Source organism: Chachezhania sediminis (genome assembly GCF_009765275.1).
GTDB lineage: Bacteria > Pseudomonadota > Alphaproteobacteria > Rhodobacterales > Rhodobacteraceae > Chachezhania > Chachezhania sediminis.
Genome location: NZ_VOPH01000005.1, coordinates 359,236 through 377,116, shown reverse-complemented (window position 1 = coordinate 377,116; position 17,881 = coordinate 359,236). Strand labels below are relative to the sequence as shown.

Annotated in this window: 25 protein-coding genes; 24 read left to right on the top strand and 1 reads right to left on the bottom strand. The window is 64.0% G+C overall.

Annotation, left to right across the window (positions count from 1 at the left end):
* Nucleotides 1–36 precede the first annotated feature (36 nt).
* Entirely contained in the window at nucleotides 37–1,122 is a 1,086-nt protein-coding gene (locus FQK05_RS17520) for a transporter substrate-binding domain-containing protein (RefSeq protein ID WP_158969204.1), read from the bottom strand.
* A 378-nt stretch (nucleotides 1,123–1,500) separates the two neighbouring features.
* Here FQK05_RS17520 and rpmC point away from each other — a divergent pair, with 378 nt between their 5' ends.
* From rpmC to FQK05_RS17400, 24 genes are all read left to right on the top strand, one after another.
* On the top strand, nucleotides 1,501–1,701 hold the full coding sequence (gene rpmC / locus FQK05_RS17515; protein ID WP_158969202.1) for a 50S ribosomal protein L29: 201 nt from the start codon (nucleotides 1,501–1,503) through the stop codon (nucleotides 1,699–1,701).
* A gap of 12 nt (nucleotides 1,702–1,713) precedes the next feature.
* The gene (gene rpsQ, locus FQK05_RS17510) at nucleotides 1,714–1,944 is read left to right on the top strand and encodes a 30S ribosomal protein S17 (RefSeq protein ID WP_158969200.1); all 231 of its coding nucleotides are present in this window, start codon (nucleotides 1,714–1,716) and stop codon (nucleotides 1,942–1,944) included.
* A 119-nt stretch (nucleotides 1,945–2,063) separates the two neighbouring features.
* Entirely contained in the window at nucleotides 2,064–2,432 is a 369-nt protein-coding gene (rplN, locus tag FQK05_RS17505; RefSeq protein WP_005621870.1) for a 50S ribosomal protein L14, read from the top strand.
* A gap of 1 nt (nucleotide 2,433) precedes the next feature.
* Entirely contained in the window at nucleotides 2,434–2,745 is a 312-nt protein-coding gene (gene rplX / locus FQK05_RS17500; RefSeq protein WP_158969198.1) for a 50S ribosomal protein L24, read from the top strand.
* Nucleotides 2,738–3,301 (top strand): 50S ribosomal protein L5, encoded by a 564-nt coding sequence (gene rplE / locus FQK05_RS17495; RefSeq protein ID WP_158969196.1) that lies wholly within the window; start codon nucleotides 2,738–2,740, stop codon nucleotides 3,299–3,301. Before rplX ends, rplE begins: the two co-directional genes overlap by 8 nt.
* 18 nt (nucleotides 3,302–3,319) lie before the next feature.
* The gene (rpsN, locus tag FQK05_RS17490; RefSeq protein ID WP_158969194.1) at nucleotides 3,320–3,625 is read left to right on the top strand and encodes a 30S ribosomal protein S14; all 306 of its coding nucleotides are present in this window, start codon (nucleotides 3,320–3,322) and stop codon (nucleotides 3,623–3,625) included.
* A gap of 13 nt (nucleotides 3,626–3,638) precedes the next feature.
* Nucleotides 3,639–4,031: a 30S ribosomal protein S8 gene (rpsH, locus tag FQK05_RS17485; RefSeq protein ID WP_158969192.1), complete on the top strand. Its 393-nt coding sequence runs from the start codon at nucleotides 3,639–3,641 to the stop codon at nucleotides 4,029–4,031.
* 11 nt (nucleotides 4,032–4,042) lie between these two features.
* A complete protein-coding gene (gene rplF, locus FQK05_RS17480; RefSeq protein ID WP_158969190.1) occupies nucleotides 4,043–4,576 on the top strand; it encodes a 50S ribosomal protein L6 in 534 nt (177 codons plus the stop codon).
* Between the two features lie 11 nt (nucleotides 4,577–4,587).
* Nucleotides 4,588–4,947 (top strand): 50S ribosomal protein L18, encoded by a 360-nt coding sequence (gene rplR, locus FQK05_RS17475; protein ID WP_158969188.1) that lies wholly within the window; start codon nucleotides 4,588–4,590, stop codon nucleotides 4,945–4,947.
* A 225-nt stretch (nucleotides 4,948–5,172) separates the two neighbouring features.
* Nucleotides 5,173–5,754, top strand: a complete 582-nt coding sequence (rpsE, locus tag FQK05_RS17470; protein WP_158969186.1) for a 30S ribosomal protein S5 — start codon at nucleotides 5,173–5,175, stop codon at nucleotides 5,752–5,754.
* A gap of 13 nt (nucleotides 5,755–5,767) precedes the next feature.
* Nucleotides 5,768–5,956 carry a 50S ribosomal protein L30 gene (gene rpmD, locus FQK05_RS17465; protein WP_158969184.1) on the top strand — a complete coding sequence of 63 codons (189 nt, stop codon included), beginning with the start codon at nucleotides 5,768–5,770 and terminating at the stop codon, nucleotides 5,954–5,956.
* Nucleotides 5,957–6,400: 444 nt separating this feature from the next.
* Nucleotides 6,401–6,874, top strand: a complete 474-nt coding sequence (gene rplO / locus FQK05_RS17460; protein WP_158969182.1) for a 50S ribosomal protein L15 — start codon at nucleotides 6,401–6,403, stop codon at nucleotides 6,872–6,874.
* A gap of 109 nt (nucleotides 6,875–6,983) precedes the next feature.
* Nucleotides 6,984–8,348, top strand: coding sequence for a preprotein translocase subunit SecY (gene secY / locus FQK05_RS17455; protein WP_158969180.1), 1,365 nt, complete (start codon nucleotides 6,984–6,986; stop codon nucleotides 8,346–8,348).
* A 35-nt stretch (nucleotides 8,349–8,383) separates the two neighbouring features.
* Nucleotides 8,384–9,031, top strand: coding sequence for an adenylate kinase (locus FQK05_RS17450; RefSeq protein WP_158969178.1), 648 nt, complete (start codon nucleotides 8,384–8,386; stop codon nucleotides 9,029–9,031).
* Between the two features lie 259 nt (nucleotides 9,032–9,290).
* Nucleotides 9,291–9,659 (top strand): 30S ribosomal protein S13, encoded by a 369-nt coding sequence (rpsM, locus tag FQK05_RS17445; protein ID WP_158969176.1) that lies wholly within the window; start codon nucleotides 9,291–9,293, stop codon nucleotides 9,657–9,659.
* 15 nt (nucleotides 9,660–9,674) lie between these two features.
* Nucleotides 9,675–10,070: a 30S ribosomal protein S11 gene (gene rpsK, locus FQK05_RS17440; RefSeq protein ID WP_158969174.1), complete on the top strand. Its 396-nt coding sequence runs from the start codon at nucleotides 9,675–9,677 to the stop codon at nucleotides 10,068–10,070.
* Between the two features lie 118 nt (nucleotides 10,071–10,188).
* Nucleotides 10,189–11,205 carry a DNA-directed RNA polymerase subunit alpha gene (locus FQK05_RS17435; RefSeq protein WP_158969172.1) on the top strand — a complete coding sequence of 339 codons (1,017 nt, stop codon included), beginning with the start codon at nucleotides 10,189–10,191 and terminating at the stop codon, nucleotides 11,203–11,205.
* A gap of 204 nt (nucleotides 11,206–11,409) precedes the next feature.
* Nucleotides 11,410–11,829, top strand: a complete 420-nt coding sequence (rplQ, locus tag FQK05_RS17430) for a 50S ribosomal protein L17 (RefSeq protein WP_158969170.1) — start codon at nucleotides 11,410–11,412, stop codon at nucleotides 11,827–11,829.
* 130 nt (nucleotides 11,830–11,959) lie between these two features.
* Nucleotides 11,960–13,342: a trypsin-like peptidase domain-containing protein gene (locus tag FQK05_RS17425; protein ID WP_158969168.1), complete on the top strand. Its 1,383-nt coding sequence runs from the start codon at nucleotides 11,960–11,962 to the stop codon at nucleotides 13,340–13,342.
* 3 nt (nucleotides 13,343–13,345) lie between these two features.
* Complete coding sequence (locus FQK05_RS17420; RefSeq protein WP_158969166.1) at nucleotides 13,346–14,689, top strand: replication-associated recombination protein A; 1,344 nt, start codon at nucleotides 13,346–13,348, stop codon at nucleotides 14,687–14,689.
* Between the two features lie 173 nt (nucleotides 14,690–14,862).
* Nucleotides 14,863–15,243, top strand: a complete 381-nt coding sequence (crcB, locus tag FQK05_RS17415; RefSeq protein ID WP_158969164.1) for a fluoride efflux transporter CrcB — start codon at nucleotides 14,863–14,865, stop codon at nucleotides 15,241–15,243.
* Nucleotides 15,240–16,292, top strand: a complete 1,053-nt coding sequence (locus tag FQK05_RS17410) for an RluA family pseudouridine synthase (RefSeq protein ID WP_158969162.1) — start codon at nucleotides 15,240–15,242, stop codon at nucleotides 16,290–16,292. Before crcB ends, FQK05_RS17410 begins: the two co-directional genes overlap by 4 nt.
* Nucleotides 16,289–16,969: an HAD-IA family hydrolase gene (locus FQK05_RS17405; RefSeq protein WP_158969160.1), complete on the top strand. Its 681-nt coding sequence runs from the start codon at nucleotides 16,289–16,291 to the stop codon at nucleotides 16,967–16,969. Before FQK05_RS17410 ends, FQK05_RS17405 begins: the two co-directional genes overlap by 4 nt.
* A complete protein-coding gene (locus FQK05_RS17400) occupies nucleotides 16,966–17,679 on the top strand; it encodes an ATP12 family chaperone protein (protein WP_158969158.1) in 714 nt (237 codons plus the stop codon). Before FQK05_RS17405 ends, FQK05_RS17400 begins: the two co-directional genes overlap by 4 nt.
* Nucleotides 17,680–17,881 lie beyond the last annotated feature (202 nt).

Here is a 17,881-nt window from a genome sequence, read left to right as displayed (position 1 = left end):
GTGCCCTCGGCACCGCCCCCGCCATGGACCCTGACGCTATTGGCCCAGATAGTTGGACTGGATCCGGGCCCAATCCTGGGTGTTGATGAAGGATAGGATCGCGCGGTTCGCCTGTTCGCGCATCGGGCTGTTTTCCGGCAGGATGATGCCATAGTCCTGATCGGCGAACTGCAGGTCGGTCATGCGCAACGTGTGAAAGTTCTGCACGTTCCAGGCCAGCACCGGGCGGTCGTGGACGAAGGCATCGATATAGCCTTCGCCCAGGGCCTGAAGCCCTTCTTCCACAGTGTCGAATTCGGTCGGGCGGACGTGCAGTTCGCGCAGCGGCCCGCCAGAGGAAGCGCCGGCGAGCGCGCCCACGCGGACACGGGGCAAATCGGTCACCGCCGAAACCGGGTTGACCATGGATGCAGCGGTCAGGCTGGCGGCCAGCTGTGCGGTGAAGACCGCCGTCAGGATCAGGGCCGAAAACATCCAGACCATGGCCACGATCCGTCCGGCATTGGTGACCGGCGCCTTGTCGCCATAGCCCACCGTAGTCATCGTTACGGCGGCCCACCAGAACCCGGACAGCAGGCCCTTCTTCATCTCGGGCTCGAACTGCTCGGGATTGGCGCGCCGTTCGACCCGCCAGGCGACATAGCCTACGATGAACAGAAGCGTGACCAGCACGCCCAGCGTGCCCAGAAAGGTCGGCGAGGTCAGCGCGACAAGCAGCGTGGCAAAGCCGCCGCGCTGAGTGTCTGCCACTGCCACACCCAGCCCGGTGCGATAATAAGGATGTGAAAAGTCGACGACCTCCTCCCGGGTGGGGGTGATCGTCATCGCAGCGATGGAGGCGTCGAGAGATCCGTTCGCGACATTGTCGACCATGCCGGACAACGACGTCTCGACCAGGCGATAGTCGAAATGCAGGTCGTTCGACAGGTGCTCCAGCAGGTCGATGGCGATGCCGTTCCAGTCGCCGTTGGCATCCTTCATCGCGAAGGGCGGGGCGTCTCGGGTCCCGATGCGCAGTTCGCGGTTCGTGGTCTGTGCGGCCGCGTCAGGGACGGGCAGCAGGAGGACTGCGAAAAGAGCTGCGATGATGGTGCGAAGAATGACCTGGAAACGGAAAAACATGGGGGCCCCTTGTGAACGCGAGCCGGCCCCGGCGAAAATGTCCGGGCGGCAGGGAGTCGGCGGATATCTACGGTTTTTACAAGACTGTGCGCCGGGGTTCCGTCGAAATGGTGCAGGGCGGGGTGCTTGCAGCCGCAAGTGGTGCGTGGGGACCACGCACCCTACGGCAGCGTGATAGGGGGTGCCACGGCAGGGATCCGGGGCTATTTCCCGCCAGGGCAGGGGAGTCTTGGGCCCTGACCGAGGATTCCGAGCTTTAGGGCTTGCCATGCAGGGCTTTGCAGAGTATCCGGCCCCCTCATCCAAGACCTCCACTGGAATCAGGGTGACCCGAGGCATTCGGGGCTCTCCAGTGATGTTGAAAGAAGGAACGGGCGCATGAACGCCACCGATCTGCGGAACAAGTCCGCGGACCAGCTCCGCGAGGACCTGGTCGCACTCAAGAAAGAAGCCTTCAACCTGCGTTTCCAGCAGGCGACGGGCCAGATGGAAAACACGGCGCGCATCCGCACCGTGCGCCGCGACGTGGCGCGCGTGATCACCGTGTTGAACGAAAAAGCCGCAGCGGCTGCCGAGTAAGGAACGCCTGATATGCCCAAACGCATCCTCCAAGGCGTCGTGACCTCGAACGCCAACGCACAAACGGTGACCGTCTCTGTCGAGCGTCGCTTCACGCACCCGGTTCTGAAGAAGACCGTGCGGAAGTCGAAGAAGTACCGCGCCCACGACGAGAACAACACCTACAACGTCGGCGACAAGGTCCGCATCATCGAATGCGCACCGAAGTCGAAAACGAAACGCTGGGAAGTGTACGAAGCCTGACCGGCAGTTGGCGCCCTCGGAACGGGGGCGCTTTTTCTGTCGTCTGGCCGGGACATTTCCCGGTTTGAACGAAACCCTGGGGCCGAAAGGCCTGGTCCCCAAAGGTCGGGAGTAACCTCATGATCCAGATGCAGACGAATCTGGATGTTGCTGACAACAGCGGCGCTCGCCGTGTTCAGTGCATCAAGGTTCTTGGCGGATCCAAGCGCAAGTACGCTTCTGTCGGCGACATCATTGTGGTGTCGGTGAAAGAAGCCATTCCGCGCGGCCGTGTGAAGAAAGGTGATGTCCGCAAGGCCGTCGTCGTGCGCACCGCCAAGGAAGTCCGCCGTGAAGACGGTACTGCGATCCGCTTCGATCGCAACGCCGCCGTCATCCTCAACAACAACAACGAGCCCGTCGGCACCCGGATCTTTGGCCCGGTCGTCCGCGAGCTGCGCGCGAAGAACTTCATGAAGATCATTTCGCTCGCCCCGGAGGTGCTGTGAGATGGCTGCTAAACTGAAGAAAGGCGACTCGGTCATCGTGATCGCCGGGCGCGACAAGGGCAAGGAAGGCACGATCCAGTCTGTCGACCCCAAGGCCGGTAAGGCCGTGGTCGAAGGGATCAACATGGCCATCCGCCACACCCGTCAAAGCCAGACGAGCCAGGGCGGCCGCCTTCCGAAGGCGCTGCCGATCGACCTGTCGAACCTCGCCTACAAGGATGCCAACGGCAAGCCTTCCCGTGTCGGCTTCAAGCTGGAAGACGGCAAGAAGGTGCGTTTCGCCAAGACCACGGGAGACGTGATCGATGCTTGATGCCGCTGATTACACGCCGCGCCTGAAGGCGCTGTACCGGACCTCCATCCGCGCAGCGATGAAGGAAGAGTTCGGCTACAAGAACGACATGATGATCCCCAAGCTGGACAAGATCGTTCTGAACATCGGCTGTGGCGCCGAGGCCGTGCGGGATTCCAAGAAGGCCAAGTCGGCCCAGGAAGATCTCAGCAAGATCGCCGGCCAGAAGGCCGTCGTGACCAAGGCCAAGAAGTCGATCGCCGGCTTCCGTGTCCGCGAAGAGATGCCGCTGGGTGCCAAGGTGACCCTGCGCGGTGACCGGATGTACGAATTCCTGGATCGTCTGACCACCGTGGCGATGCCCCGTATCCGCGACTTCCGCGGCGTCCCGGGCAAGAGCTTCGACGGTCGTGGCAACTATGCCATGGGCATCAAGGAACACATCGTTTTCCCCGAAATCGACTTCGACAAGGTCGACGAGAACTGGGGGATGGACATCGTTATTGCCACCACGGCGAAAACCGACGACGAAGCCAAGGCGCTGTTGAAGCATTTCAACATGCCCTTCAACTCGTAAGCGCGGAAGGAACACCACATGGCTAAGAAATCCATGATCGAACGCGAAAAGAAGCGCGAGAAGCTGGTGGCCCAATACGCTGCCAAGCGTGCCGCGCTGAAGGAAATCGCGAATGACGACAGCCTTCCGATGGAAGAGCGGTTCAAGGCACGGCTGAAGCTGGCAAAGCTGCCGCGCAACAGCTCGCCCACGCGGCTGCACAACCGGTGCCAGCTGACGGGCCGTCCGCACGCGTATTATCGCAAACTCAAGGTCAGCCGGATCATGCTGCGGGAGCTGGGCTCCAACGGTCAGATCCCGGGCCTTGTGAAGTCCAGCTGGTAAGGGAGGGCAGATCATGAACGATCCTATCGGCGATATGCTCACCCGGATCCGCAACGCGCAGATGCGTCGTCGCTCCACTGTTCTGACCCCTGCGTCCAAGCTGCGTGCCTGGGTCCTGGATGTGCTGGCCGACGAAGGCTACATCCGTGGCTACGAGCACGTGACCGGCGAGAACGGCCACCCGGCACTGGAAATCAGCCTGAAGTACTATGAAGGCGCTCCGGTGATCCGTGAACTCAAGCGTGTTTCGACCCCCGGTCGTCGCGTTTACATGGGCGTCAAAGACCTGCCGGAAGTCCGCCAGGGTCTGGGCGTCTCGATTGTCTCCACGCCGAAGGGCGTGATGTCGGATGCAAGCGCGCGCAGCCAGAATGTTGGCGGCGAAGTGCTCTGCACCGTCTTCTAAGGAGGTCGGAAATGTCTCGGATTGGGAAAAGACCGGTCGAGCTTCCGGGCGGCGTGTCCGCATCGGTGTCTGGCCAGACGATCGAGGTGAAGGGTCCGAAAGGCACCCGCGCCTTCACTGCCACGGACGACGTGACCATCGCCGTTGAAGACAATGCCGTGTCGGTTCAGCCGCGCGGCAAGTCCAAGCGGGCGCTCCAGCAGTGGGGCATGAGCCGCACAATGGTGCAGAACCTGGTCACCGGCGTCACCGAAGGCTTCAAGAAAGAGCTCGAGATCCAGGGTGTGGGTTACCGCGCCCAGATGCAGGGCAACGTCCTGAAGCTGAACCTCGGCTACAGCCATGACGTGGACTTCACGGTGCCCCAGGGCATCACCGTGACCACGCCGAAGCAGACCGAGATCGTCGTGGAAGGCATCGACCAGCAGGAAGTTGGTCAGGTTGCCGCGAACATTCGCGCTTGGCGCGGGCCGGAGCCCTACAAGGGCAAGGGCATCCGCTACAAGGGCGAGTACATCTTCCGCAAGGAAGGCAAGAAGAAGTAAGGGCTCGCACAATGGCAAACAGCAAACGTACACTGTTTCTGAAGCGCCGCATGCGCGTCCGGAACAAGCTTCGCAAGGTGAACGCCGGCCGCATGCGGCTGTCGGTGCACCGTTCGAACAAGAACATCTCGGTCCAGTTGATCGACGACGTGGCAGGCCGCACCATCGCGGCAGCCTCGACGTTGGAGAAGGACCTGGGGTTCGTCGGCAAGAACAATGTCGAAGCGGCGGCGAAAGTCGGCGCGGCGATTGCCGAACGCGCCAAGGCGGCCGGGGTCGAAGAGGCCTATTTCGACCGCGGTGGCTTCCTGTTCCACGGGAAAGTCAAGGCGCTGGCCGATGCGGCACGCGAAGGCGGCCTGAGGATCTGAGGACGGTTGCGGTGCGTGGTCGTCACGCACCCTGCCGCGCAGATCGGCCTTGGGTACGGGTTTCGGTCCGTCCCGGGGGCACAAGGACTGTAGGGTGCGTGGTCTCCACGCACCTTTCGTGTAGGCAGCTTTGCCTGCCTCGATGATCGAGGGCCCGCGCCAGATCGCGGTCCACTGTGATCGACCCGAACCGGCGCACGGGCGCCAGGATTGAAGGAATGCCGCATGGCAGAACGTGATAACAACCGCCGGGGCAACCGTCGCGACCGCGACGAAACTCCGGAATTCGCAGACCGCCTGGTCGCGATCAACCGTGTGTCGAAGACCGTGAAGGGCGGCAAGCGCTTCGGCTTTGCTGCTCTGGTCGTCGTTGGCGACCAGAAGGGCCGCGTCGGCTTTGGCAAGGGCAAGGCCAAGGAAGTTCCGGAAGCGATCCGCAAGGCCACCGAACAGGCCAAGCGCAAGATGATCCGTGTGCCGCTGCGCGAAGGCCGTACGCTGCACCACGACATGGCGGGCCGCTGGGGCGCCGGCAAGGTCATCATGCGGTCGGCTCCGGAAGGGACCGGGATCATCGCGGGTGGTCCGATGCGCGCCGTGTTCGAGATGCTGGGCATCAAGGACGTCGTGTCGAAATCGCTGGGTTCGCAGAACCCCTACAACATGATCCGCGCCACCATCGACGGCCTGCAGAAAGAGCAGTCGCCCCGCATGGTGGCCCAGCGCCGCGGCAAGAAGGTCGCCGACATCCTGTCCAAGAAGGATGAGGCCCCCGCCGCTGCAGCTGCCGAGCCGGCAGAAGCGTAAGGAGTAGCGCACCATGGCAAAGACGATCGTCGTCAAGCAGATCGGTTCCCCGATCCGCCGCCCCGCCGTCCAGCGTCAGACGCTGGTGGGCCTGGGCCTGAACAAGATGCACAAGACGCGCGAACTGGAAGACACGCCCGCGATCCGCGGCATGGTCGCCAAGATCCCGCACCTGGTGGAGATCATCGAAGAGCGCGAGTGATCGCATTCCTCGATCGGTGCGTGGATCCCACACACCGGAAGGCAAGATCGGCAGGCGCCCCGCGAAAGCGGGGCGTTTCGCGTTTCGGGGCAGGGGGTGAGGAGCGAGCGCCAAGCCGCTGAACCTTCGAAGGCAGACAAGAAGCAGGTGTTGATCTGGGGCAATCGGAGACACGCGGTACGACAATCTGCAAGGCCTGCGTGAAACTGCAAGGGCTGCGTGCCCGATCAGGCCCTCCCGCCGCCCGTCTTGGCAGCGGAATCCCGGTGCCTGAATCGCGCTGACACATGATTTTGGCAGTGTCGCAGCCCGGCGTGGACTTGCACGCGGGGCGGACAGGTCCTATACGCGGCCGGTGGTCCGTCGGGCCATGGAATCAACACAAAGAAAAGCCGTGTTCGCCCCATATCGCTTCGAGGGGCGCTTCCGGTCAGGAGAAGCGACATGAAACTGAATGAACTGCGCGACAATCCCGGCGCCGCCAAAAAGGCCCGCCGCGTTGCACGTGGCCCGGGTTCGTCCAAGGGCAAGACCGCCGGCCGCGGTATCAAGGGTCAGAAATCTCGCTCGGGCGTGGCCATCAACGGCTACGAAGGCGGCCAGATGCCGCTCTACCAGCGCCTGCCCAAGCGTGGCTTCAACAAGCCGAACCGCAAGGATTACGCTGTCGTCAACCTGGGCCTGATCCAGAAGTTCGTCGACGCCGGCAAGATCGACGCCGGTCAGCCGGTGACCGAGGATGTGCTGGTCGCGTCTGGCCTGGTGCGCCGCAAGCTGGACGGCGTCCGCGTGCTGGCCAAGGGTGACGTGACCGCAGCTCTGACGCTGACTGTGACCGGGGCATCCGCCGCGGCCGTGGCGGCTGTCGAGAAGGCGGGCGGCTCGCTCACCGTGGCGGCAGCAGCCGCGACGGCCTGACGGGTTGTGGGCCGCATGAACGCGGTCTATCTAACCTCCTAGTTTTCCCAGACGCCGCCCGTGCCGGAAAACGGCTCCGGGCGGCGTTGCCGTTAGAAGAGACCTCTCCATGGTATCAGCTGCCGAACAGATGGCCGCAAACACCAGCTGGGCTGCGCTGGGCAAGGCAACGGAACTTCGCAAGCGCATCATCTTCACGCTGATCCTGCTGGTCGTCTACCGGCTGGGCACCTTCATTCCGGTGCCGGGGATCGATGCGGTGGCGCTGCGCCAGTTCATGGCCGAGGCCGGACAGGGCATCGGCGGCATGGTGTCGATGTTCACCGGCGGCGCGCTGGGCCGCATGGGTGTCTTTGCCCTGGGCATCATGCCCTACATTTCCGCCTCGATCATCGTTCAGTTGCTGACGGCCATGGTGCCGGCGATGGAGCAGCTGAAGAAGGAAGGCGAACAAGGCCGCAAGAAGATCAACCAGTACACCCGCTATGGCACGGTGCTTCTGGCGACGGTGCAGGCCTACGGCCTGGCCGTGTCGCTTCAGTCGGGCGACCTGGTGACGACGCCGGGCATGTTCTTCATCGTCTCGACCATGATCACACTGGTCGGCGGCACGATGTTCCTGATGTGGCTGGGCGAACAGATCACCGCCCGCGGCGTAGGCAACGGCGTGTCCCTGATCATCTTCGTCGGTATCATCGCCGAGATCCCGGCGGCGCTGGCGCAGTTCCTGGCTTCGGGCCGATCCGGTGCCGTCAGCCCCGGCGTGATCATTGGGGTGATCATTGCCGTGATCGCCATGATCACCTTCGTGGTCTTCATGGAACGCGCCCTGCGGAAGATCCATATTCAGTACCCGCGCCGCCAGGTCGGCATGAAAGTCTATGACGGCGGATCGTCGCACCTTCCGGTCAAAGTCAACCCCGCGGGCGTGATCCCGGCGATCTTCGCGTCGTCGCTTCTGCTGCTTCCGGTCACGATTTCGACCTTCTCGGCGACGACGGCGACGGGCCCGATCATGTCGACCCTGCTGGCCTATTTCGGCCCGGGGCAGCCGCTTTACCTGCTGTTCTTCGTGCTGATGATCGTGTTCTTCACCTACTTCTACACGTTCAATGTTTCGTTCAAGCCGGACGACGTTTCCGATAACCTCAAGAAACAGAACGGTTTTATTCCGGGTATCCGCCCGGGTAAGCGGACGGCAGAGTATATCGAATACGTGGTGAACCGGGTTCTGGTGCTGGGTTCTGCCTATCTGGCCGCGATCTGTATCTTCCCGGAAATCCTGCGGGGCCAGTTCTCGATCCCGTTCTATTTCGGCGGTACTTCGGTGCTGATTGTGGTGTCGGTCACGATGGACACGATCCAGCAGGTCCAGAGCCACCTTTTGGCGCACCAGTACGAGGGGCTGATTGAAAAGTCCCAACTGCGCGGTAAAAGCAAGAAGCGAACGAAGCGGAGTCCCGTGCGGCGCTGACCGGCGCCGACCGCACACGGGCAGTGGGGAAGATCATGAACATTATCCTGTTGGGCCCGCCGGGTGCGGGAAAGGGAACGCAAGCGCGTTACCTCGTCGAAAACCGCGGCATGGTGCAGCTGTCCACCGGCGACATGCTGCGCGAAGCCCGCACCAGCGGCACCGAGATGGGCAAGATCGTGGCCGATGTGATGGACCGCGGTCAGCTGGTGACCGACGAGATCGTGATCGGCCTGATCCGCGAGAAGCTGGAAACCGTGAAGGGCGCCGGCTTCATTTTCGACGGCTTTCCCCGGACGCTGGGGCAGGCCGATGCGCTGGCCACGCTCTTGGCCGAGGAAGGTCAGGAGCTGGGCGCCGCCATCGCCATGGAAGTCGATGACGAGGCGCTGGTTGAACGTATCACCGCCCGGTCGACCTGCGGCACCTGCGGCGAGGTCTACAACGACAAGACCAAGCCGATCCCGGCCGATGGCAAGTGCACGAACTGCGGCGGGACCGAGTTCAAGCGCCGTGCCGACGATAACGAGGAAAGCCTCAAGACGCGGCTGATGGAATACTACAAGAAGACATCCCCGCTGATCGGCTACTATTATGCAAAGGGCCTTCTGGCGACTGTCGACGGCCTGGCCGACATGGCGGCGGTGCGTGCCGCCATCGCGAAAGTCATGGACGAGGCGTGACCTCTTTTATTTGTTGTTTGAATTGCTTTGAATTCAATCTGACCGATTTGGCGGCGATTTGACCACGCCGCCGATCCACCGGCCTTGACGAATTGTTGCAATCCTCTTAAGAGCCGGTGTCTCGCAACAGAATCAGGTTTTTGCCGGTCGCGGCCGGACGGATCGATTCGTCTCAATACAGATGCTCGGGTGCTTGCACCCGGCGTTGTGAAAAAAGGTTCTGGGGTTACGGAACCGCAACGAAAAAGGATAAGACCACGTGGCACGTATTGCCGGCGTAAACATCCCGACTGCCAAGCGGGTTCCCATTGCGCTTACCTACATCACCGGAATCGGTCACACCTCGGCCAAGAGCATCTGCGAAGCGGTGGGCATCGACCCGGCGCGTCGCGTGAATGAACTCTCGGACGCCGAAGTGTTGCAGATCCGCGAACATATCGACGCGAACTTCACGGTCGAAGGCGACCTGCGCCGTGAAACGCAGATGAACATCAAACGTCTGATGGACCTGGGCTGCTACCGCGGTCTGCGCCATCGCCGTAACCTCCCCGTGCGCGGTCAGCGGACCCACACGAACGCACGGACCCGCAAGGGCCCGGCCAAGCCGATCGCCGGCAAGAAGAAGTAAGGGAGAGATCGGACAATGGCACGCGATACCCGCCGCGCAGGCGGCAAAAAGAAGGTTTCCAAGAACATCGCCACCGGCGTTGCTCATGTGAACTCGACCTTCAACAACACCAAGATCCTGATCTCGGACGTGCAGGGCAATGCGATCGCATGGTCGTCGGCTGGCACCATGGGCTTCAAGGGCTCGCGCAAATCGACCCCTTACGCCGCCCAGATGGCCGCCGAAGATGCCGGCCGCAAGGCGCAGGAACACGGTGTGAAGACGCTGGACGTCGAAGTGCAGGGGCCGGGTTCGGGCCGCGAGAGCGCCCTGCGCGCCCTGGCTGCCGTCGGCTTCAACATCAACTCGATCCGCGACGTGACGCCGATCGCGCACAACGGCTGCCGCCCGCCGAAGCGTCGGCGCGTCTGACCTTTCACCCAACTTTCGAAGGCCGCGCCGATTGCGCGGCCTTTGGCCGTCGACGAATTCACCTCGGGCGATCGTTTCTTGCCGGACATGGGAAACGATCAGGAATGGAGGGATACACATGATCCACAAGAACTGGGCTGAGCTAATCAAACCGACCCAGCTGGACGTGCGGCCGGGCAACGACCCGGCGCGGCAGGCCACCGTCGTCGCTGAACCGCTGGAACGTGGCTTCGGCCTGACGCTGGGCAACGCCCTGCGCCGGATCCTGCTGTCGTCGCTGCAGGGTGCTGCGGTGACGTCGGTTCAGATCGACAACGTCCTGCACGAGTTCTCGTCGGTGGCCGGTGTCCGGGAAGATGTCACCGACATCATCCTGAACCTGAAAGCCGTCGCCTTGCGCATGGACGTCGAAGGCCCCAAGCGGGTCACCGTGACCAAGCGTGGCCCGGGTGTCGTGACTGCGGGTGACATCACCGAAAGCGCCGGGATCGAGATCCTGAACCGCGATCACGTGATCTGCCACCTGGACGACGGCGCCGAGCTGTACATGGAACTGACGGTCAACACCGGCAAGGGCTATGTATCGGCGGAAAAGAACAAGCCGGAAGATGCGCCCATCGGCCTGATCCCGATCGACGCGATCTATTCGCCGGTCAAGAAGGTCTCCTACGAAGTGCAGCCCACCCGTGAGGGCCAGGTGCTGGACTACGACAAGCTGACCATGAAGATCGAGACGGACGGATCGGTCACGCCGGACGACGCCGTGGCCTATGCCGCGCGGATCCTGCAGGACCAGCTGTCGGTCTTCGTGAACTTCGACGAGCCGGAATCGGCTGGCCGCCAGGACGACGACGACGGGCTGGAATTCAACCCGCTGCTTCTGAAGAAGGTGGACGAGCTGGAACTTTCGGTCCGTTCGGCCAACTGCCTGAAGAACGACAACATCGTCTATATCGGCGACCTGATCCAGAAAACCGAAGCCGAGATGCTGCGCACCCCGAACTTCGGCCGCAAGTCGCTGAACGAGATCAAGGAAGTGCTGTCCGGCATGGGCCTGCACCTCGGCATGGATGTCGAGGACTGGCCGCCCGACAACATCGAAGATCTGGCGAAGAAGTTCGACGACGCGTTTTGATGTAGCGGTGCGTGGGAACCACGCACCCTACCGCAAGACCGACCGGTAGGGCGGGGTGAACCCCGCCCAACGCAAAACAGAGCCGCAGGGTGCGTGGTCTGAACGCACCTTTCGACCAGGGAAAGACCGGGCATTCCGCCCCAAGGAGAGCGGGCCGTACGCAGGCACCGCCGGACAAAGCAAAACACGTGAAAGGATAAACCCATGCGTCACGCCCGCGGATACCGCCGCCTCAACCGTACCCACGAACACCGCAAGGCTCTCTGGGCCAACATGGCCGGCTCGCTGATCGAGCACGAGCAGATCAAGACGACGCTGCCCAAGGCCAAGGAACTGCGTCCGATCGTGGAAAAGCTGATCACCCTCGCCAAGCGCGGTGACCTGCACGCCCGCCGCAACGCCGCATCGCGCCTGAAGGAAGACAAGGACGTCGCCAAGCTGTTCGAAGTCCTGGGCCCGCGCTACAAGGACCGTCAGGGCGGCTATGTCCGGATCCTGAAAGCCGGCTTCCGGTATGGCGACATGGCGCCGATGGCGATCATCGAACTGGTTGACCGCGATCCGAACGCAAAAGGCGCCGCCGACAAGGCCCGCGTCGCCGCAGAAGAGGCCGCCGAGGAGTAATCCTTCGGTGCCACGGAATTCCGAAACGCCCCGGTCAGATCCCTGGCCGGGGCGTTTTGCCGTTCGGGAGATGGTGACTTGCATCCCCCGGGCGGCCCCCGCATATCCGAAGCAGAAAAGGACCCGTTCGATGATCCGACTTGTCGTATTCTGTCTGACCGTTCTGGCGGTCACCCCTGCCGGGGCCGACACAAGCGTTCCTGCCTCACAGGCCGAAATCTCGTTGTCCTTCGCCCCGGTGGTGAAGAAGACGGCGCCGGCCGTGGTCAACATCTATGCCCGGCGCATCACCCAAGGCACGACCAGCCCCTTCGCAGGCGATCCGTTCTTCGAGGATTTCTTCCGCGGCTTCGGTACGCCCCGCCCGCGGGTGGAAAACTCGCTGGGGTCGGGCGTGATCCTGGGATCCGACGGGTTGGTCGTTTCGAACTACCACGTGGTGGGGGGCGCCGATGACATTCGTGTCGTCCTGACCGACCGTCGGGAATTCAAGGCGACCGTCCTGCTAGCGGATCAGGAGGCCGACCTGGCTGTCCTTCAGATGGAAGATGCCCATGACCTGCCGGCCCTGTCCCTGCGCGACAGCGATGCGGTCGAGGTGGGTGAACTGGTGCTGGCCATCGGCAACCCTTTCGGCGTGGGCCAGACCGTGACCAGCGGAATCGTCTCGGGCCTTGCCCGGTCCGGCGTGATCCGCGGCAATGCGTGGAGCTATTTCCTGCAGACCGATGCGCCGATCAACCCGGGCAATTCGGGCGGGGCGCTGGTGGACGTGAACGGGGACCTCATCGGCATCAACGCCGCGATCCTGTCCCGATCGGGTGGGTCGAACGGGATCGGCTTCGCGATTCCCGCCAACCTTGTCCGTGAATTCCTGGCGCAGGCCCAGGCCGGGCGGGACCGGTTCCACCGTCCCTGGGCCGGGATCGCCGGGCAAGACGTCGACGGCGACATGGCCGGCGTGCTGGGTCTGGACCTGCCGGGCGGTGTGCTTATTTCCGACCTCCACGATGCCAGCCCCTTCAAGGCAGCGGGTTTTGCCGTGGGCGACGTGATCACGGACGTGGACGGGTTGGACGTGAATTCCCCGCCCGAGATGGTCTTTCGCATGACCACCGCCGGGATGGGGCACACGGCCATCGTGACCCGCGTCCGGGACGGCAAGGCCGAGGATATTGCGGTCGAGATGATCGACGCCCCCGACGACCCGCCGGCAGAGGAAACGGTCCTGGACGACTCGAGCGCCCTGCCGGGCCTGACAGTCGGGCGGATCAATCCCGCAATCATCGCGCGTTATGACCTGTCGATGCAGGCCGATGGCGTGGCGGTGCTGGACCCGGGCCCGCTGGGTGCGCGCGCCGGCCTGCAACCCGGCGATGTGCTGATCGAGGCCAATGGGCGCGAGATCCATCGCAGCGTCGACGTCGCGACCGCCCTGTCCCGCGGGAACGGCCGTGTCCGGCTGGAGATCGAGCGGGCAGGGCGCCGGTATTCGCTGGCCTTCCGGACCTGACGGATGGCCGATCTGTTCGACAGCGCGCCGGGGTCGGAACCCGAACGTCCCGTGGCCGCGGGCGATGCGAAGGCTCCTCCGCGACCCTTGGCAGATCGGCTGCGGCCGGCGACTCTGGCAGAGGTGATCGGCCAGCGCCAGATTCTGGGGCCGGAGGCGCCGCTGGGCGCGATGCTGGAGTCGGGGAACTTCTCCAGCCTGATCTTCTGGGGGCCGCCGGGTGTGGGCAAGACCACCATCGCGCGGCTGCTGGCGGCGGAAACCGACTTGCACTTCGTCCAGATCAGCGCGATCTTTTCCGGGGTGGCGGACCTGAAGAAGGTCTTCGAAGCCGCGAAGATGCGCCGTACGAACGGGAAGGGGACGCTTCTCTTCGTCGACGAGATCCACCGTTTCAACAAGGCGCAACAGGACGGGTTCCTGCCGCACATGGAGGACGGAACGATCCTGCTGGTCGGTGCCACGACCGAGAACCCGTCCTTCGAACTGAATGCTGCACTTCTCAGCCGGGCGCAGGTTCTGGTGCTGGAACGGCTGTCCGACGCCGATCTGGAAGACCTGACCACCCGGGCCGAGGCGGAGTTGGGCAAGACACTGCCCCTGACCGATGGGGCGCGGGCGGCATTGTTCGAGATGGCGGATGGCGACGGACGCGCGGCGCTGAACCTGATCGAGCAGGTGGCGGGCTGGAAGGTCGGCGAGCCTCTGGACCGGGCGCAGTTGTCGGCGCGGCTGACGCGTCGGGCCACGAAATACGACAAGACCGGGGACGAACATTACAACCTGATCTCGGCTCTTCACAAATCGGTCCGTGGATCCGATCCCGACGCCGCGGTCTACTGGTTCGCGCGGATGCTGAAGGGGGGCGAGGATCCCCGCTTTCTGGCGCGGCGGCTGACCCGGATGGCGGTCGAGGATATCGGCCTGGCCGACCCGCAGGCCCAGACCATCTGCCTTGGCGCGTGGGAAGCCTACGAACGGCTGGGCTCTCCCGAAGGGGAACTGGCGCTGGCGCAGGCGGTGCTGTACTTGGCGCTGGCGCCCAAATCGAACGCCGGCTACGTGGCGTACAAGGCGGCGATGGCCTTGGCGGAAAAGACCGGATCGGTCGCGCCGCCCAAGCATATCCTGAACGCGCCGACGCGGCTGATGCGGGAACAGGGATACGGTCGCGGCTATGCCTATGACCACGATGCCGAGGACGGGTTTTCCGGGCAGGACTATTTCCCGGAAGGTCTGGCGCGGGCGGACCTGTACCAGCCCGTCGAACGCGGGTTCGAACGGGATCTGCGCAAACGGCTGGACTATTTTTCCCGGCTTCGGGCGGAACGGCAGGCCGAAGACTAGGCGGGGCTTCGGCCGGTCGCGCGGATCGCGCCCGGGCCGACCCACGATTTTGGGCAGCAGACGACGGGCACCGGGCCCGTTCCGTTGGCGCCCTGGGACAAGAGAGCGGGAGGAGGGGGGCCTGCCCCCAAGCCCGGCTTGACAGCGACGGGCCGCCGCGCGACAGGAGGCCCATGTTTACAACGCTTCTTCAGGTTGCCGCCGGCGGTGCGACCGGCGCCATGTGCCGCTATCTGCTTGGGCTTGGCGTGCTTCAGCTTCTGGGGCGCACGGCGTTTCCCATGGGGGTGCTGACGGCCAATGTGCTGGGCTCCTTCGCGATGGGCGTGCTGTTCGTCACCTTCGCGGGCCGCGGCCTGACCCATTTCAGCCCGTTGATCCTGACCGGCTTTCTGGGCGGGTTCACGACGTTTTCGTCCTTCTCGCTGGAAACGGTCGACCTGCTGGACAAGGGTCAGTTCGGACTGGCCGGACTTTACATCGCGCTGTCGGTCGGCGTGTCGGTGCTTGCACTGACGCTGGGCATGGCACTGGCAAGAGGATTGGCATCATGAGCGGCGTTCAGACGATCACTGTGGCAGAGGGGGAGGGCGACCAGCGCCTGGACCGCTGGCTGCGCCGGCAGTTCCCCCATGTCAGTCAGGGCCGGATCGAGAAGATGTGCCGCAAGGGCGAGTTGCGGGTCGATGGCGGACGGGTGAAGGCCAATACAAGGCTGGAAGCCGGCCAGCAGGTGCGCGTCCCGCCGATCCCGGTGGAAGAGGCCGTGACGCCGGCGCCGAAACCTGAACCACGGGTTTCGGATGCCGACACGAAGCTGATCCAGTCGACCGTCCTTTACCGCGACGACCACGTCATCGCGATCAACAAGCCCGCGGGTTTGCCGACGCAAGGCGGATCCGGTCAGACGCGCCATGTCGACGGAATGGCCGAGGCGCTGCGCTTCGGCTTCGACGAGAAGCCGCGGCTGGTCCACCGGCTGGACAAGGACACGTCCGGCGTCCTGCTGCTGGCGCGGACCCGCGCCGTGGCGCAGACCCTGACCGCCGCGATCCGCCACCGCGAGACGCGCAAGATCTACTGGGCGCTGGTCGCCGGTGTGCCGACGCCCTATTTGGGCGAGATCCGCTATGGGCTGGTGAAGGCGCCGGGCCACGGCAAGGCTGGCGAGAACGAGAAGATGCGCTGTGTCCACCCGCGCGAGATGGACAGCACGCCGGGCGCCAAGCGGGCGCATACGCTTTATGCCACGCTCTACCGTGTGGCCAGCCGTGCGGCCTGGGTCGCGATGGAGCCGATCACCGGCCGGACCCACCAGTTGCGCGCCCACATGGCCGAGATCGGGCATCCGATCATCGGCGACGGGAAATATGGCGGGTCGGGGCAGGAAAACCTGGGCGACGGATGGGGTGCGCAGCTTGGGGGCATCATTTCCCGCAAGCTGCACCTGCATGCGCGATCGATGACTTTCGAACATCCCGTGACGCATCGGGCGGTGACCGTGACGGCGCCGCTGCCGCCGCATATGGCCGAAACCTGGGAAACCTTGGGCTGGACCGAGGACCTGGCGGCCGACGATCCCTTCGAGGGGAGCCTGAAATGACCTCGCTGAAACTGGTGATCTTCGATGTCGACGGCACGCTGGTCGACAGCCAGGGGGCCATCGTGGGCGCGATGACCGCGGCGCTGAACGCCGAAGGACTGGACGTGCCCGACCGGGCCGCGATCCTGTCCATCGTGGGCCTGTCGCTGGACCATGCCGTTGCGCGCCTGTTGCCCGAACTGGACGCCGGCCTGCGCGCCCGGGTCGTCGCCGGCTACAAGGATGCGTTCCACGCACAGCGCAAGGCCGGCGCGGCCGAAGCGGCCTCGCCCCTGTATCCGGGCATCCGCGAGTTGCTGGATGCACTGGCGGTCCGGGACGAGATCCTGATGGGCGTGGCCACGGGCAAGTCGCGCCGGGGGCTGGACGCGCTGATCGAAGGGCACGGGCTGGAACGGTACTTCGTGACCCGGCAATGCGCCGACGATCACCCGTCGAAACCGCATCCGTCTATGGTGCTGACCGCCCTGGTCGAAGCCGGGGTCGATGCACATGACGCGGTGATGGTGGGCGATACCAGTTACGACATGGAAATGGCTCATGCGGCCGGTGTGGCAGGGCTGGGCGTCAGTTGGGGCTATCATGCGCCCGACGCGCTGCACATGGCGCGGCACGTCGTACATTCGGCCGACGACATGGGCCCGGCCCTGCAAACCCTGTGGGGTATCCCGGCATGAGCGAATGGGCCCCGAAACGATTCTGGAAATCGGCCGAAGTTATCGACGGCGCCGCGGGCTTTGGCGTCGCGCTGGACGGACGGCCGGTGCGGACGCCGGGCAAATCCCTTCTCCGTGTTCCGACCCGTGCCATGGCGCAGGCCGTCGCGGACGAATGGAACGCCGTTGAAACCCTGGTTCTGCCAGACCGGATGCCGATGACCCGCCGGGCCAATTCCTCGATCGAGAAGGTCGCGCCCCAGAAGGACGGCGTGGTCGAGATGCTGGCCGCCTATGGCGATGCAGACCTTTTGTGCTATCGCGCCGACCACCCGGAAGGGCTGGTCGAACGGCAGAAGGCGGCCTGGGATCCGGCGCTGGACTGGGCGGCCCAGACCCTGGGCGCGCGGCTGGAGCCCCGGACCGGGCTGATGCACCGGCCGCAGGACCCGAAGGCTCTGGCGCGGCTGGAAGAACGGCTGGCCGCATTCGACCATTTCCAGCTGACCGGGGTTCACGATCTGGTGACCCTTTCCGGATCCCTCGTGCTGGGACTGGCTGCAACCGCAGGTTGGAAAACCCCGGAAGAGATCTGGGACATTTCCCGCGTGGACGAGACCTGGCAGCAGGAACAATGGGGTGCCGACGACGAGGCGGCAGAGGCCGCGCTGGCCCGTCGAAACGGCTTCCTCGATGCCATGCTGTTTTTTCAGCTTGCTGGCGCTGAATAGCCCGGCAGATACGCCAAAAAACAGGCATTACCGCTCGTTAACTGCCCTCTGCTGCAGCGGTTGGGACTGATCCAACCCTTGACGCCGCTTCATGAATACCCCCACAATCCGGGTACAGATGGGGGGGAACACCCTGTTTGGCCTTTCGCTCCGGCATTTTCAATGTCGGATAACCGCCCGTGTTTGAGGCGGACAATCAGGA

Coding starts and splice junctions, on each gene's coding strand:
- FQK05_RS17425 (WP_158969168.1), top strand. CDS start 11,960: ATGATCCGACTTGTCGTATTCTGTCTGACCGTTCTGGCGGTCACCCCT.
- rpsQ (WP_158969200.1), top strand. CDS start 1,714: ATGCCCAAACGCATCCTCCAAGGCGTCGTGACCTCGAACGCCAACGCA.
- rpmD (WP_158969184.1), top strand. CDS start 5,768: ATGGCAAAGACGATCGTCGTCAAGCAGATCGGTTCCCCGATCCGCCGC.
- FQK05_RS17410 (WP_158969162.1), top strand. CDS start 15,240: ATGAGCGGCGTTCAGACGATCACTGTGGCAGAGGGGGAGGGCGACCAG.
- rplF (WP_158969190.1), top strand. CDS start 4,043: ATGTCTCGGATTGGGAAAAGACCGGTCGAGCTTCCGGGCGGCGTGTCC.
- FQK05_RS17420 (WP_158969166.1), top strand. CDS start 13,346: ATGGCCGATCTGTTCGACAGCGCGCCGGGGTCGGAACCCGAACGTCCC.
- secY (WP_158969180.1), top strand. CDS start 6,984: ATGGTATCAGCTGCCGAACAGATGGCCGCAAACACCAGCTGGGCTGCG.
- FQK05_RS17400 (WP_158969158.1), top strand. CDS start 16,966: ATGAGCGAATGGGCCCCGAAACGATTCTGGAAATCGGCCGAAGTTATC.
- rpmC (WP_158969202.1), top strand. CDS start 1,501: ATGAACGCCACCGATCTGCGGAACAAGTCCGCGGACCAGCTCCGCGAG.
- rplN (WP_005621870.1), top strand. CDS start 2,064: ATGATCCAGATGCAGACGAATCTGGATGTTGCTGACAACAGCGGCGCT.
- rplO (WP_158969182.1), top strand. CDS start 6,401: ATGAAACTGAATGAACTGCGCGACAATCCCGGCGCCGCCAAAAAGGCC.
- rpsE (WP_158969186.1), top strand. CDS start 5,173: ATGGCAGAACGTGATAACAACCGCCGGGGCAACCGTCGCGACCGCGAC.
- rpsH (WP_158969192.1), top strand. CDS start 3,639: ATGAACGATCCTATCGGCGATATGCTCACCCGGATCCGCAACGCGCAG.
- FQK05_RS17520 (WP_158969204.1), bottom strand. CDS start 1,122: ATGTTTTTCCGTTTCCAGGTCATTCTTCGCACCATCATCGCAGCTCTT.
- FQK05_RS17450 (WP_158969178.1), top strand. CDS start 8,384: ATGAACATTATCCTGTTGGGCCCGCCGGGTGCGGGAAAGGGAACGCAA.
- rplE (WP_158969196.1), top strand. CDS start 2,738: ATGCTTGATGCCGCTGATTACACGCCGCGCCTGAAGGCGCTGTACCGG.
- FQK05_RS17405 (WP_158969160.1), top strand. CDS start 16,289: ATGACCTCGCTGAAACTGGTGATCTTCGATGTCGACGGCACGCTGGTC.
- rpsN (WP_158969194.1), top strand. CDS start 3,320: ATGGCTAAGAAATCCATGATCGAACGCGAAAAGAAGCGCGAGAAGCTG.
- rplR (WP_158969188.1), top strand. CDS start 4,588: ATGGCAAACAGCAAACGTACACTGTTTCTGAAGCGCCGCATGCGCGTC.
- crcB (WP_158969164.1), top strand. CDS start 14,863: ATGTTTACAACGCTTCTTCAGGTTGCCGCCGGCGGTGCGACCGGCGCC.
- rpsK (WP_158969174.1), top strand. CDS start 9,675: ATGGCACGCGATACCCGCCGCGCAGGCGGCAAAAAGAAGGTTTCCAAG.
- rplQ (WP_158969170.1), top strand. CDS start 11,410: ATGCGTCACGCCCGCGGATACCGCCGCCTCAACCGTACCCACGAACAC.
- rplX (WP_158969198.1), top strand. CDS start 2,434: ATGGCTGCTAAACTGAAGAAAGGCGACTCGGTCATCGTGATCGCCGGG.
- FQK05_RS17435 (WP_158969172.1), top strand. CDS start 10,189: ATGATCCACAAGAACTGGGCTGAGCTAATCAAACCGACCCAGCTGGAC.